The organism is Streptomyces adustus (assembly GCF_009377175.1).
GTDB lineage: Bacteria > Actinomycetota > Actinomycetes > Streptomycetales > Streptomycetaceae > Streptomyces > Streptomyces adustus.
In genome coordinates, this window is the sequence record NZ_VJZD01000070.1 from 25,192 (window position 1) to 38,493 (window position 13,302).

15 protein-coding genes are annotated in these 13,302 nt (G+C 71.4%); 5 read left to right on the forward strand and 10 right to left on the reverse strand.

Annotation, left to right across the window (positions count from 1 at the left end):
• Positions 1–8 precede the first annotated feature (8 nt).
• The 3 genes from FNH09_RS19075 to FNH09_RS19085 are packed head-to-tail and all read right to left on the reverse strand — an operon-like array spanning position 9 to position 2,526.
• A complete protein-coding gene (locus FNH09_RS19075) occupies positions 9–788 on the reverse strand; it encodes an ABC transporter permease subunit (protein ID WP_162468785.1) in 780 nt (259 codons plus the stop codon).
• Positions 785–1,558, reverse strand: coding sequence for an ABC transporter permease subunit (locus FNH09_RS19080; protein WP_162468786.1), 774 nt, complete (start codon positions 1,556–1,558; stop codon positions 785–787). The genes FNH09_RS19075 and FNH09_RS19080 overlap by 4 nt, the downstream gene beginning before the upstream one ends.
• Positions 1,555–2,526: an ABC transporter substrate-binding protein gene (locus FNH09_RS19085; protein WP_152889500.1), complete on the reverse strand. Its 972-nt coding sequence runs from the start codon at positions 2,524–2,526 to the stop codon at positions 1,555–1,557. Before FNH09_RS19085 ends, FNH09_RS19080 begins: the two co-directional genes overlap by 4 nt.
• Before the next feature lie 196 nt (positions 2,527–2,722).
• Between FNH09_RS19085 and FNH09_RS19090 the strand changes: the two genes are divergently transcribed.
• The 3 genes from FNH09_RS19090 (at position 2,723) to FNH09_RS19100 (ending at position 5,308) form a co-directional block, all read left to right on the forward strand.
• Positions 2,723–3,577: an IclR family transcriptional regulator domain-containing protein gene (locus FNH09_RS19090; RefSeq protein ID WP_152889502.1), complete on the forward strand. Its 855-nt coding sequence runs from the start codon at positions 2,723–2,725 to the stop codon at positions 3,575–3,577.
• A gap of 211 nt (positions 3,578–3,788) precedes the next feature.
• The gene (locus tag FNH09_RS19095) at positions 3,789–4,721 is read left to right on the forward strand and encodes a Dyp-type peroxidase (RefSeq protein ID WP_162468787.1); all 933 of its coding nucleotides are present in this window, start codon (positions 3,789–3,791) and stop codon (positions 4,719–4,721) included.
• A gap of 305 nt (positions 4,722–5,026) precedes the next feature.
• Positions 5,027–5,308: a hypothetical protein gene (locus tag FNH09_RS19100; protein WP_152889506.1), complete on the forward strand. Its 282-nt coding sequence runs from the start codon at positions 5,027–5,029 to the stop codon at positions 5,306–5,308.
• A 19-nt stretch (positions 5,309–5,327) separates the two neighbouring features.
• Here FNH09_RS19100 and FNH09_RS19105 read toward each other — a convergent pair whose 3' ends face one another.
• A complete protein-coding gene (locus tag FNH09_RS19105; RefSeq protein WP_152889508.1) occupies positions 5,328–5,807 on the reverse strand; it encodes a GreA/GreB family elongation factor in 480 nt (159 codons plus the stop codon).
• Between the two features lie 235 nt (positions 5,808–6,042).
• Between FNH09_RS19105 and FNH09_RS19110 the strand changes: the two genes are divergently transcribed.
• A complete protein-coding gene (locus FNH09_RS19110; protein WP_152889539.1) occupies positions 6,043–8,355 on the forward strand; it encodes an FdhF/YdeP family oxidoreductase in 2,313 nt (770 codons plus the stop codon).
• Between the two features lie 36 nt (positions 8,356–8,391).
• Here FNH09_RS19110 and FNH09_RS19115 read toward each other — a convergent pair whose 3' ends face one another.
• Complete coding sequence (locus FNH09_RS19115; RefSeq protein ID WP_152889510.1) at positions 8,392–9,057, reverse strand: hypothetical protein; 666 nt, start codon at positions 9,055–9,057, stop codon at positions 8,392–8,394.
• A 222-nt stretch (positions 9,058–9,279) separates the two neighbouring features.
• Here FNH09_RS19115 and FNH09_RS19120 point away from each other — a divergent pair, with 222 nt between their 5' ends.
• Positions 9,280–9,906 (forward strand): DUF1345 domain-containing protein, encoded by a 627-nt coding sequence (locus FNH09_RS19120; protein WP_152889513.1) that lies wholly within the window; start codon positions 9,280–9,282, stop codon positions 9,904–9,906.
• Between the two features lie 16 nt (positions 9,907–9,922).
• Here FNH09_RS19120 and FNH09_RS19125 read toward each other — a convergent pair whose 3' ends face one another.
• The 5 genes from FNH09_RS19125 to FNH09_RS19140 all read right to left on the reverse strand — a co-directional run.
• Positions 9,923–10,870: a 2Fe-2S iron-sulfur cluster-binding protein gene (locus FNH09_RS19125; protein ID WP_162468788.1), complete on the reverse strand. Its 948-nt coding sequence runs from the start codon at positions 10,868–10,870 to the stop codon at positions 9,923–9,925.
• Positions 10,867–11,058, reverse strand: a complete 192-nt coding sequence (locus tag FNH09_RS48620) for a hypothetical protein (protein WP_162468789.1) — start codon at positions 11,056–11,058, stop codon at positions 10,867–10,869. The genes FNH09_RS19125 and FNH09_RS48620 overlap by 4 nt, the downstream gene beginning before the upstream one ends.
• Positions 11,055–12,122, reverse strand: coding sequence for an aromatic ring-hydroxylating dioxygenase subunit alpha (locus FNH09_RS19130; RefSeq protein WP_152889517.1), 1,068 nt, complete (start codon positions 12,120–12,122; stop codon positions 11,055–11,057). The genes FNH09_RS48620 and FNH09_RS19130 overlap by 4 nt, the downstream gene beginning before the upstream one ends.
• Before the next feature lie 239 nt (positions 12,123–12,361).
• Positions 12,362–12,736: an OmpL47-type beta-barrel domain-containing protein gene (locus FNH09_RS19135; protein ID WP_152889519.1), complete on the reverse strand. Its 375-nt coding sequence runs from the start codon at positions 12,734–12,736 to the stop codon at positions 12,362–12,364.
• 44 nt (positions 12,737–12,780) lie between these two features.
• A partial coding sequence (locus FNH09_RS19140; protein ID WP_238426786.1) for a hypothetical protein occupies positions 12,781–13,302 on the reverse strand: 522 nt, incomplete at its 5' end.

The following is a 13,302-nucleotide window of genomic DNA, read 5'->3' on the forward strand; positions in this document are numbered from 1 at the left end:
CACGGAGTTCACGGGGACCGCCGGTTCGCGGCGCGCAGCCCGTGGTACCAGGCGAGCACCCGCCGCTCGACCACCTGGAAGAGCGCGGACAGCACGAAGCCGAGCAGACCGAGCACCAGGATCCCGGTCCACATGTCGGGGATGGCGAACCCCCGTTGGAACTGCACGATGGTGAAGCCGAGCCCGTTGCTGGCCGCGAACATCTCGCTGATGACCATCAGGATGATGCCGATGGACAGCGCCTGCCGCAGGCCCGCGAAGATCTGCGGACTCGCCGAGCGCAGCACCAGGTGCCGCAGCCGGGCGGGCCCGGCGATGCCGTAGGAGCGGGCGGTCTCCGCCATCACCGGGTCCACCGCCCGTACGCCCTCGACCGTGTTGAGCAGCACCGGCCACACACAGCCGCTCGCGATCACCACGATCTTCATGGTGTCGCCGATCCCCGCGAACAGCATGATGACCGGCACGAGCACGGGCGGCGGCACCGCGCGCAGGAACTCCAGGACCGGCTCGCACACCGCGCGCACCCGCCGGTAGGAGCCGATCACCGTGCCCAGCGCGACCCCGGCGGCGGCCGCCGTCGCGTACCCGGCGGCCAGCCGCGCCACGCTGGGCAGCACGTCCGAGCGCAGCCGGTCGGCCGTCCACACGTCCGGGAACGTCTTCAGGATGGTCCGCAGCGGCGGCCAGTACACGTTCGTGCTGCCGTCGGACGCCGCCCACCACAGCGCGACGAGCACGGCCGGCAGACCGAGCACGAACCCCAGCCTGAGCAGGACGGGCCTCACACCGTCACCTCCCCGCGCACCGACTGGTGCCAGGCCAGCGCCCGGCGCTCCGCCGCCCGCGCCCCGACGTTGATCAGCAGGCCCAGCAGTCCGGTGACCACGATCAGCGCGTACATCTCGGGCACCGCCTGCGAGGTCTGCGCCACCGCGATCCGCGCCCCCAACCCCGGTGCGCCGATGACCAGTTCGGCGGTTATGGCGAGGATCAGCGCGACCGCCGCGGCCAGCCGGACACCGGTGATGACGTACGGCAGCGCGGTCGGCCACAGCACATGCCGGATCCGCGCCCAGGTGCCCAGGCCGTACGAGCGTGCCGTCTCCTCCGCGACCGGGTCGACGTCCTGGACCCCGTAGAGGACCTGGATCAGCACCTGCCAGAAGGAGGCGTACACGACGAGCAGCAGCACCGAGCGCAGTTCGGTGCCGTAGAGCAGCACGGCGAGCGGGATCAGCGCGACGGACGGGATCGGGCGCAGGAACTCGATCGTCGACGCCGTGGCCTCGCGCAGATGGGGGACGACCGAGACGACGACTCCGACCACGATGCCCGCGCCCACCGCCGTCCCCAGGCCCAGCGCCCAGCCGGTGAGGGTGTCGCCGAGCGCGCTCCAGAAGGCTCCGTCGGTGAGTTCGTCGACGAACGCGCCCGCGATGCGGCTGGTGGGCGGGAAATAGGCGGCCTTGACCAGGCCGAGCCGCGGCACCGCCTCCCCGAGGGCGAGGAGGACGGCGAGCCCGGCCGCACCGAGGAGTGCGTTCAGCCCTTTCACGGCAGCAGCTTGTCCAGGTCGGGGGCCGTCTTGAACAGGCCGTCCTGCTGCCCCAGCTTCTCCAGCGCCTCGATGGACGCGCGGTCGGCGGCGGCCGGCCACTTCGGCAGGGTGACCTGGGCCAGCACCGAGGCCGGGATCTTGGTGTAGGTGGTCACGACGTCCCGTACCTCGTCCGGGTGGGAGTCGGCGTAGGCCAGGGACTCGGCGGTGGCCTCCTGGAACTTCTTGACCACCTCCGGGTTCTGCTGCGCGTACTGCGTCGAGGTGAAGTACATGGCGACGGTGAGGTTCGGGGCGACGTCGACCAGGGGGGAGGCGATCTCCACGCCGCCCTGGCTCTTGACGGTGGCGAGCGCCGGTTCGACGACCATCGCGGCGTCGATCTGGCCGCTGTCGAGGGCGGCGGGCATCTGGTCGAAGGCGAGCTCGACGAACTTCACCTTGTCCGGGTCGCCGCCCGCCTTGCGGACCGACTCGCGCACCGCGGTCTCGTTGATGTTCTTCAGGGTGTTGATGGCGACCTTCTTGCCCTCCAGGTCCTTCGCGGACTTCAGGGGGCTGCCCTTCTTCACGGTGATGGCCCCGAAGTCCTTGCCCTGCACGCCCGTCGAGGCGATGCCGTTGGCGATGGCCTTCACCGGGACGTTGTTGGACTGGGCGATCATCAGCGAGGTCACGTTGGAGAACCCGAACTGGAACTGGCCGCTGACCACGCCCGGCACGATCGCCGCGCCGCCCTGCGCGGTCGTCAGGGACAGTTTCAGGCCGTGTTCGGCGTAGAAGCCCTTCTTCACGCCGAGGTAGACGGGCGCCACGTCGACGATGGGGATGAGGCCCAGCTTGACCGTGGTGGTGCCGCCGGACGAGGCGGCCTTGCCCGACGTACCGGAGTCCCCGGACGAGCCGCAGGCCGCGGTGGCGAGCAGAAAGGTACCGGCCGCGAGACCGGCGAGCAGACGACGCATGGCTCCTCCTGTGCAGACAACGGTGTTCCGACAGGCTGTGCGCAGACCGCACAGTAGTGCTCAATGGCTCAAGCGGGAACGTAGGTGCGGCCGTCCGGCCGGGTCAATGCCCTTGGCTGACAAAATTGTTGACAGTTATTGAATCGCGCCCTCAGCGTGTGAGGAACCGTGTCCGTACGACCACCGGGAGGCGACGATGCCCACGGAAGCCCGTGCATCGCATTTCGTACGGTCCTTCGAGCGGGGCCTGGCCGTCATCCGCTCCTTCGACGCCGAGCGGCCCGAGCGCACCCTGAGCGAGGTGGCCCGCGCCTGCGGACTGCCCCGCGCGGCCGTCCGGCGCCTGCTCCTCACCCTCGTCGACCTCGGCTACGTCCACAGCGACGGCCGTCTCTTCCGGCTCACCCCCAGGGTGCTGGAACTCGGCTACGCCTACCTGGCCGGCCTGACCCTGCCGCAGATCGCCCGGCCGCACCTGGAGCAACTCGTCGCGGACGTAAGGGAGTCGTCCTCGCTGTGCCTCCTCGACGGCGACGACATCGTGTACGTCGCCCGGGTCCCGACCCGCCGCATCATGGCGGAGTCGATCACCGTGGGCACCCGGTTCCCGGCCCTGGTGACCTCCGTCGGCCGGGCGATCCTCGCCCACGCCCCGGACGAGGACCTCGACGCCCGACTCGCCCGGGCCTGCCCGCCCCCGCTGACCGCGCGCACGATCGTCGACCCCGACGCCCTGCGCGCCGAACTGCGGCGGGTGCGGCGGCAGGGCCACGCCCTCGTCGACCAGGAGCTGGAGGAGGGACTGCGGTCCGTGGCCGTCCCGGTACGGGGTCGGGACGGCGCCGTCGTCGCGGGTGTGAACATCGCCGTGTCCGCCGGCCGCACCACCGTCGCCGCCGTCCGCCGCGACCTGCTGCCACCGCTGCTGGCGACCGTGGCACGGATCGAGGCGGACCTGCGGATCACGGACCCGGCACCGCTAGCGGCCGGAGAGCCCGGCGGGTCCCGCGGGCCGCATCGGTCCGGGCCGCCGCCCACGCCTGCCGGGTGAGCCGGACCCCCGCCCGGGCCGGGCCGCGTCGGCGCGGACGGGCTCGCAGGCGGGCGCGGCGCGGGCGAGGGGCGCGGTCCCGGCGGGGCCGTTCGGCGGTGCGGTCGGCTGCGGTCCTCGCGCCGCTTCGGCCGGGACGCAGCAGGATGGTGGCAGTGACGGACCGTTGCGCCCGCGACGGCCCGTTCCGCATCCGAGGAGGAGGCCGTACGTGGTCGAGCCGCAGCGTGTGATCGCCCCGCCCGCCAGGTCCGCCGTGGTGCTCGTGGCCACCGTCACGCCGGGGCGGGAGGACCAGGTCCGCGGGCTGCTGGAGGACGTGTCGGGCCTGCGCCGCTCGGTCGCCTTCCGCGCGCCCGACGACGAACTCGACTGCGTGGTCGGCATCGGATCGGCGGCCTGGGACCGGCTCTTCTCCGGACCCCGGCCCCAAGGCCTGCACCCGTTCGTGGAGTTGACCGGCGAACGCCACCGCGCCCCGGCCACTCCCGGCGACCTCCTCTTCCATCTGCGTGCCCGCCGTATGGACCTGTGCTTCGAACTGACCCGGCTGATCGGGGAGCGGCTGCGCGACGCGGTCACGGTGGTCGACGAGGTCCAGGCCTTCAGGTATTTCGATGAGCGCGACCTGCTCGGCTTCGTGGACGGCAGCGAGAACCCCGAGGGGCGGCGCGCGGACGACGCGGTCTTCATCGGCGACGAGGACCCCCGCTTCGCCGGGGGCAGCTATGTGATCGTGCAGAAGTACCTGCACGACCTGACCGCCTGGAACGCCCTGCCCGCACAGGAGCAGGAGCGGGCCATCGGACGTACGAAGGCGGCCAACGTCGAATTCCCCGACGACGCCAAACCCGCCGACTCCCACGTGGCCCTGACCACCGTCACCGACGAGGACGGCACCGAACGCAAGATCATCCGCGAGAACATGCCGTTCGGCACGGTCGGCAGGGGCGAGTTCGGCACGTACTTCATCGGCTACGCGCGGACACCCGACGTGACCGAGCAGATGCTGCGGAACATGTTCCTCGGCGACGGCGAGGCCGTGCACGACCGCATCCTCGACTTCTCGACGCCGGTCACCGGATCCCTGTTCCACGTGCCGACCGTCACCTTCCTCGACGACCTGCCCGCCCCGCCGGCCTGAACGCCGACGCGGACCCGGTCCGCCACGGGCTCGCGCGCACGACCGGGCGTCGGCGCGCGGTCGTGACCCGGTGCCGTGGGCGGGTCACGCTCCGCCAGGGGTGGCTCCTCGTGAGGCGTCCGCCGAGTGCTGCCGCGATTGCGCGACTACCCTCGTTCCATGGCGCGCGACAAGGGAACGGAAGCGCTGTTCCCGCCTCGCGGAAGCAGTACTCCGCGAGGAGCCGGGCACGCGTTCGGCCCGTGCCCAGGGGTGTCCCTGCCCACGGGTGATCGCTCGGGCGCGCACCGAAGGAGGACGGACACATGGGACACCACCACAAGTCCAACCAGGCGGTGGAAGGCACCACCGACTACAGCCGGAGCAGGGGTATGCCCCTGCGGCCCGACCTCGACGCCCTGGAACTGCGCGCGGACCGCGACCGCCGGGAGATGGCCCTGCCCGCCGCGACCCCGCTGACCCCGCAGGCCGCGTATCTGGCGGCGCAGGCCGAGGTCGACCGCCGAGCGAGCACGGGTGAGCTCCCTACCGGCACGGTCACCCGCAAGACGCGTGCCCCCTTCCCGCCGACCGGCTACCAGGACTGAGTCCGCAGCGGTCCGCGGATCACCCCTGTCCCTCGGGAGGTGTCCCGAGGGACACCACCACCGCCGTCACCCTGCGCTCGGGCGTGTCGTAGTGCACCGAGTCGCCCGCGCTGTGGCCGAGGAGCGCCCGCCCGAGCGGACTGTCGGCCGTGACCAGGGTCTGGTCCGAGGCCTCGGCCAGCTCGCCGATCCGGAAGACCTCCGTCGAGCCGTCGGCGAAACGCACGGTGACCGTGCTGCCCACGCCGACCCGGTCGGTGGAGGGCCGGCCCGCCTCGGCCGCCTGGCCGAGTCGCGTGGTGATCTCCGAGATACGGGCGTCGAGGCGGTCGAGTTCGTTGGCGCGCTGCAACTCGTCGGCCTCGTCGGCGCGGTCGCCGACCGTGTCGGGGTCCCGCAGGGTCGCCGCGACCGTCTCGCGTTCCGCGCGGACATCGGCGAGCTCCTGTTCGAGGGCGCGCCGGCCGGCGTCGCTGATCGGTGCGGGTTCGCTGGTCATTCCTGCTCCTCGGGACGGGCGGGAAGAATGGGGTGAAAGGCCCTATTTCTGCGCATCCTAACGGAGGTGCTGTGGCGTCACGGGGCTCGGCCGCACCGTCGAAGCGAGGCGTCGGCCTGCCGCGGGCCCGTCCCGTGGCGCCCGGTGAACCACCGGAATAGCCTGAGGAGGAGCGACGACCGTCGGGCCGGGCGGCCACCGGGCCGGGCCCCGACGGTCGAAGGGGATGACTGCCTTGAACGCCTCCCATGAGGACCAGGGGCGACCGGAGCCCCGTGTCGGCCCCGCCCCCGCGGAAGAGCCGAGCTTCCATCCGTACCACCACCCGGCCGCGGGCTGGGGCGCCGCCAAGAGCGTGACACGGGTGCTGACGCGCGAGCGCGCACTCGTGGACGGGCCGCGGGCGATCATGCGGATGAACCACGAGAACACCGGCTTCGACTGCCCCGGGTGTGCCTGGCCGGACGACACCAAGGGCCTGCACCTGGACATCTGCGAGAACGGCATCAAGCACGTCACCTGGGAGATGACCCGCAAACGGGTGGGCCGCGAGTTCTTCGCCGACCACACGGTCACGGAACTCGCCGGCTGGAGCGACTTCGCCCTGGAGGACCAGGGCCGGCTGACCGAACCGATGGTGTACGACCCCGAGTCCGACCACTACGTCCCGATCGCCTGGCACGACGCGTTCGAGCTGGCCGGCCGGATCCTGCGGGAACTGGACGATCCGAACCAGGCGTCGTTCTACACCTCGGGCCGCCTCGGCAACGAAGCCACGTTCCTGTACCAGTTGTTCGCCCGCGAACTGGGCACGAACAACCTGCCGGACTGCTCCAACATGTGCCACGAGGCCAGCGGCCGCGCCCTTCAGGCGTCCCTCGGCACCGGCAAGGGCACGGTCGACCTCCAGGACTGGGAGACCACCGACGCCCTGTTCATCATGGGCGTCAACGCGGCCTCCAACGCGCCCAGGATGCTCACCGCGCTCGCCGAGGCGTATCACCGGGGCGCCCAGATCGTGCACATCAACCCGCTGGTCGAGGCGGCCGCCACCCGCACCATCGTGCCGCACGACTTCATGGACATGGCCCTGATGAAGACGACCAGGACCAGCACCCTGAACCTCCAGCCCCGTATCGGCGGCGACATGGCGCTGCTGCGCGGCATGGCCAAGGCCGTGCTCGAAGAGGCCAGGCGCGACCCGAAGGCGGTGGACCAGGAGTTCATCGACCGCTACACGGCCGGCTTCGACGAGTACCGCGCGGTGTGCGAGGCGACCACCTGGGAGGAGATCGAGCGGCAGTCCGGTCTCGACCGCGCCGACGTCCTGAAGGCAGCACGCGTCTACGGCGACGCCGACCGCAGCATCGTCAGCTGGTGCCTGGGCGTCAGCCAGCACGAACACGGCGTCGACACCGTCCGTGAGATCGTCAACCTCCTTCTGCTGCGCGGCAATCTGGGGCGCGAGGGAGCGGGACCCTCACCGGTGCGCGGACACAGCAACGTCCAGGGCAACCGCACCTGCGGCATCGACCACCGGCCCACCGAGGAGTTCCTGGACCGCCTGGCGGAGGTCTGCAAGATCGACCCGCCGCACGAGCACGGGCTCGACACCGTCGCCACCATCCACGCCATGCACCGCGGAGACGTCAAGGTGTTCGTCGGCATGGGCGGCAACTTCGCCCTCGCCGCGCCCGACACCCCGTACACCTACGAAGCCCTGCGCAGATGCGAACTCACCGTCCAGGTGAGCACCAAGCTCAACCGCAGCCACCTCGTCCACGGCCGCCGGGCGCTCATCCTGCCCTGTCTGGGCCGCACCGAGAAGGACCACCAGCGCGGCGGCGTCCAGAGCACCTCGGTCGAGGACTCGATGAGCATGGTCCATCTCTCCGTCGGCATGAAGCGTCCCGCCTCGCCGCACCTGCTGTCCGAGCCCGCCGTCATCGCCGGCCTGGCCCGCGCCGCCCTCCCCGGCAGCGACACCCCGTGGGAGTGGTACGTCGAGGACTACGACCGCATCCGCGACACGATGGCCCAGACCCTCGACGGCTTCGAGGACTGCAACCGCAGGGTGCGCCTGCCGCTCGGCTTCCGCATCAGACAGCCCGCCCGCGAACTGGTCTTCCTGACCCCCTCGGGGCGCGCCGAGTTCTCCGCCGCCCCGCTGCCCGACGTCGTCCCGGCCCCGGGCACCCTGGCGCTGGGGACCATGCGGTCCCACGACCAGTGGAACACGACCATCTACTCCGACGACGACCGCTACCGGGGCGTCAAGGGGCTGCGCACGCTCGTCTTCATGAACGAGGACGACATGCGCGAGCGCGGCGTCCGCGAGTTCGACCCGGTCGACATCACCAGCACCGCCAAGGACGGCAGCCACCGGCACCTCGACGGCTACCTCGCCATTCCCTACGACATCCCGCGCGGCTGCGCGGCCGGCTACATGCCGGAGATGAACGTGCTGTGCGCGATCGGCGACTACAGCACCCAGAGCGACCAGCCGCTGATGAAGCACGTCAAGGTCACCATCACCAGATCCGCCTGACCAGGGGCGCCGGACCGCCGCCGCGAGGCGGCTGCCTCAGCCGCCGGCCTCGGCGGCCGCGTCCTGGAGGTCCTGCTGGCTGTGCGACATCAGCTCGCCCATGTCGTCGACCGAGGGGTCGAGCTCCGTGGCGCGCGGCGCGACACGCCGCAGGCAGTCGGTCGTGGCCAGGGCGATCTCCACGGCCTTGTCCATCTCCTGGTCGCCGAGATGCTCCTCGATCCGGAAGGCGAGACCGGCCAGCGTCTCGTCGTCGGTCTCCGGCAGCAGACAGCCCTGGAGGCCCGGCGGGACCGGCGTCTGTTCACGGAACTCGCGCAACGCGGTGACCACGGCGGACTTCCCACTGAACTCGTCGAGCAGACCCATCACGACGTACAGCCGGGCCGTCAGCCGGGGCAGGCCGGGGAAACCGTCCAGCCAGCGCATCAGCTTCTGCTGACTGCCGACATGCTCCAGGATCTGCGACATGACCGACGCGTAGGTGTTGGACTGCGACCAGTGGAAGGGCAGCATCCCCGCCACCTGCTGGGCCAGTTGCACCTGCTGCTGCGGCGAGAGGGCGTCGTCGACGAAGCCGGCGGCCAGCTCGCCGTCGATCCCGAAACCGGGGGTCGGCGACCGGTGCTCCGAGGTGCGCGACAAACCGTGGCGCAGGCGCAACAGCTCTTCGCCGATCTTGCTCAGCGGCTTCTCCCGCATGGATCCTCCCGGCCTTGAGGTGCTGATCGTCCCTGATGGGCGCGTCTGGCCCGCACCAACACCCTGCCGCCCGGAACGGGGGAGCGCGCGCCCGATGGCCCATGCGGGCTAGGGCCTGTCCGACGGATGGGACCCACGGCCGGCCGGGTCGGCCGGGAGGGCGTGATACGCCGGGGCGACCGTGGACGCCGGAATCGAGAACGTCGGTTAATGTCCAGACTCATGCGTATCTGGCTGCCGCTCTCCGCCATCCCACGGCTGGCCTGTGCCGGGCTCGTCGGGGCCGGGGTGGGCGCCGCCGTCGCCGTGCCGACCGACACACCGCTGGGCGTGCTGGCCGGCATCGCCGCGACCGAGGCCTTCTTCGTGGTGACGGGCTGGATCGTGCTGTGGCCGATGGACGCCACCGCCACGCACCGGCACGCCGGGCGTGAGGATCTGCGGCCCGTGGCCGAGGAGCTGGCGGTGATCGGGACCGCGGTGTGCGGACTGGTCGGCATCGTCGTGCTGCTGCTCGGCAACTCCGACCCCGCCCACGCCGTGACGGCACTCCTCGGCGTGTTCGCCGCCTGGTCGGCCCTGCACCTGATGTACGCCACCCGGTACGCCTACCTCTACTACCCGCAGTCCATGGGCGGGATCGACTTCAACTCCCAGGAACCACCGGCGTACCGGGACTTCATCTACTTCAGCTACAACCTGGGCATGACCTACCAGGTCTCGGACACCAGCGTGTCGAGCACCCGGATCCGTGCCATGGTGCTGCGGCACTGCCTCCTGTCGTACGTCTTCGGCACCAGCATTCTCGCCAGCGCCATCAATCTGTTCGTCGGCATCGTCACCCGCTGAGCCCGCCGGGCGAGGCTCACAGCTCCAGGACCAGCCGCTCGCCCCGGCAGCGGGAGACACAGATCATCATGGTCGCGTTCGTCGCCCGCTCCTGGTCGGTCAGCACGGAGTCCCGGTGCTCCGGGACGCCTTCGAGCACGTCCGTCTCACAGGTGCCGCAGGTCCCCTCGGTGCAGGAGAACAGCACCTCGACACCGGCGGCGCGCACGGCCTCGAGGACGGAGATTCCCGGGGCGACGGTCAGCGTACGACCGCTCAGCGCCAGCTCGACCTCGAACTCGCCCTCGGACGCGTCCTCCTGGCCCGTCGGCCGGGGCTTCGGCCGGAACCGCTCGACGTGCAGGACACCGGGCGGACACCGCGCCTCGACGGCGTCGAGCAGCGCGCCCGGTCCGCAGCAGTAGACCAGGGTGCCGTCGGGCAGCGCGTCGAGCGCCGGTCCGAGGTCGAGCGGACCGCACTCGTCCTCGGGCACGACGGTGACCCGCTCCCCGTACCCGGCCAACTCCCCGGCGAACGCCATGGACGCGCGGTTGCGACCGCCGTACAGCAGCGACCACCGCGCGCCCCGGGCCTGGGCCGCCGCCACCATCGGCAGGATCGGGGTGATCCCGATACCGCCCGCGACGAAGAGGTACCGGGCGGCCGGCCGCAGGGCGAAGTGGTTGCGCGGACCGCGCGCCCGCACGGGGTCGCCCTGCCTCAACCGCTCGTGCACATGGGCGGATCCGCCCCGCCCGGCCGGCTCCCGCAGCACCGCGATCCGCCACGCGGTACGGTCCGCCGGATCACCGCACAGCGAGTACTGCCGCTCCAGGTCCGGGCCGAGCAGGAGGTCGACATGAGCGCCGGGCTCCCAGTCGGGGAGCAGTTCGCCCCGGGGGCGGCGCAGGGTCAGGGCGAGCACGCCGTCGGCCACGAACTCCCTCCGCTCGACGACGAGTTCGACCTCATGGACGGTCACGAACGGTCCTCTCGGGGCTGGTGTCCCTCGGGGTGGCCGAGCATCCACTCCCACATCGCGACCGGGTCCTGCGCGCGGTGCTCGGCCCCGCAGTGGCAGGTGCCGTGCAGCACGTCGGTCCCCGGCAGCCAGTCGACGCGGTAGATCTCGCGCGGCTCGCGCGGCTCGCGCGGCGGAAGGCCGCTCACCGGGCCCGCTCCACCGGCTTGCCGCCCTCCTCGACCAGCCGGGCGAGGATACGGCGGGCGGCCAGACCGCCGGTGTCGATGTTGATGCTCAGCTCCTGGTAACCGGCGCGCTCGGTGCCGAGCGTGCGCTGCAACAGGTTGAGCGCGTCGACGTCCTGCATGACGACGGTGTGGTTGTTGCTCCGCAGGAACTCGGTGACCTCCTCGTCGTCCGTCGCCCAGTCCCGCGAGACCGCCCAGAAGTCGTACACCCTGCCCTCGGACGACGGCGTGATCGCGTACGTGATCTCGGTGTGGAAGGCGCCCGGGTCGCTGCCGTCCGCCTCGGGCAGCACCCCGGCCGGGGCGATCCGGCTGTGCAGCAGATACAGACACGGCGCGTGGTACTCGATGTCCTGCCAGCGGGTGATCCGGCCCTCGATGCCGGTCGAACGGGCGTAGAACGGCGGGCACTCGGCGTCGTCCATGCGCCGGCTCACCCGCACCACCCCCGCACCCTCGTCCACCTCGGTGCTGATCGGGGTCTCGGCGACCTCGGGCGTGCCGATGTAGCCGCCGTGCAGATACGTCTCGTGGGAGAGGTCGAGGAGGTTGTCGACCAGCAGTCCGTAGTCGGCGTCGATCGGCTCCATGCCACGGACCGTGGTCCAGCCGGGGGAGTCGAGATGACGGGCGCGCGGAATCGTCTGCGGGTCGGCCGACTCCGGGTCGCCGATCCACACCCACACCAGCGAGTCCCGCTCGGCCACCGGGTACGAGGTCACGCGGGCGGTGCGCGGGATGCGCCGCTGGCCCGGCACGTACACGCAGGTGCCCGTGGTGTCGTACGTGAACCCGTGGTAGCCGCACACGATCCGGTCGCCGTCCAGCCGGCTCTCCGACAGCGGGAAGCGCCGGTGCACACAGCGGTCGTGCAACGCCACCGCGGTCCCGTCCGCCTCCGTCCGGTACAGGACCAGCGGCTCCCCGAGAACCGTCCGTCCCAGCAGCTCCGCGCGCCCCACCTCGTGACTGTAGGCGGCGACGTACCACTGGTTCCTGGCGAAGGCGGTCGTATGAGGCATGGCGTCCCCGTCCCTGAGCGCGGGGCCTCGTCGCCCCGCTCGGTGTGGTGGGAGTCAGGGTCCCGACGGCTGCGGGCGCCGCGCAACGCGCCTTCCGTCAGGCGGAAGACCGGTCCCTGGACCTGCCGCACTCCCGGACGACCGAACGGCCCGCCGGGCGAACCGGTGGGCCGTCGAGGTGCTTCGGGGTGTCTCGGGTCGGAAGTCGGAGTCAGGAATCAGGCGTCGGGAGTCACGAGTCAGGAGCCCGCGGGTCCGTACCCGTGCGGGTCGAGCGCGATACGGATGCCGAGGGACTTCGTGCGCTCGTGGTTCTGCGCGTGGTCGATCGAGCGGAACAGCAGCCGGTGCCTGCCGTCGCCGTGCACCTTGATCCGGGAGGTGTACTTCTTCCAGCCCCTGCCGTCGAGGTCGTACTCGGTCCTGGCCACACCGGACAGGTCGTCGGTGGCGGTGAGGGTGACCGTGACGTCCGAGTGGTGGACGCTGTGCCGGTCGGGGCGGGGCTTCGTCGTGGCCCTGGTGACCGGGGGCTCGGTGTCCAGCGGTTCGTTCATCGCCTCGTCGGCCGGGGTCATCTCGTCCGCGCCATGCCGGTCCCCGGCAGTCGGCACCTGCGCATGTCACGGACCGTCACATAGCCGTCCCCCGGCGGTCCTCAGCGCAGGCGGGCCGCCGCGGTGCGGGCCAGGGAAAGGGTGCGGGAGCGGGCGGGGGCCGCGGGGCTGCCCGCCTCGCTGAGGATCACCAGGGTCCTGTCGACGACCACCAGGACCAGGTTCTCCTGGACGGTGAGCGTCTCGCTGGTCACGGTGACAGTGGCGTGCCACGAGACGTCGCCGATCCCCGCCGAGCCGAGCGCCGACACATGTTCCGTGCCCTTCATCCCGTCGCTCCAGCCGATGCTGAACGTGTCGCACCCGGAGAGCACGTTCGCCGCGTGCGCCAGCTCCTCGCGCGCGCCACTGCCGGGCGAGCGGCGCAGTACTTCCTGGAGGAAGGGTCCGCTCTGGCTCTGGGCGAAGGTGACCCTGGCCTCGACGGCGCCCGCGCGGGTGGTGCGGTAGGACTCCAGGGCGTTGAGCGTGTCGAGGCAGGCGACGTGGTCGGAGCGGGTGGGCGGATCGTTCTGAAGCACCGTCTTCACGTAGCCGGAAGGCAGTTGAGCGGTCGTCAGGAG

What these genes read in the sequence shown, in the direction of transcription:
- FNH09_RS19085 (WP_152889500.1), bottom strand. Translation starts at nt 2,526, where the DNA reads ATGCGTCGTCTGCTCGCCGGTCTCGCGGCCGGTACCTTTCTGCTCGCC.
- FNH09_RS19090 (WP_152889502.1), top strand. Translation starts at nt 2,723, where the DNA reads ATGCCCACGGAAGCCCGTGCATCGCATTTCGTACGGTCCTTCGAGCGG.
- FNH09_RS19100 (WP_152889506.1), top strand. Translation starts at nt 5,027, where the DNA reads ATGGGACACCACCACAAGTCCAACCAGGCGGTGGAAGGCACCACCGAC.
- FNH09_RS19105 (WP_152889508.1), bottom strand. Translation starts at nt 5,807, where the DNA reads ATGACCAGCGAACCCGCACCGATCAGCGACGCCGGCCGGCGCGCCCTC.
- FNH09_RS19115 (WP_152889510.1), bottom strand. Translation starts at nt 9,057, where the DNA reads ATGCGGGAGAAGCCGCTGAGCAAGATCGGCGAAGAGCTGTTGCGCCTG.
- FNH09_RS19120 (WP_152889513.1), top strand. Translation starts at nt 9,280, where the DNA reads ATGCGTATCTGGCTGCCGCTCTCCGCCATCCCACGGCTGGCCTGTGCC.
- FNH09_RS19130 (WP_152889517.1), bottom strand. Translation starts at nt 12,122, where the DNA reads ATGCCTCATACGACCGCCTTCGCCAGGAACCAGTGGTACGTCGCCGCC.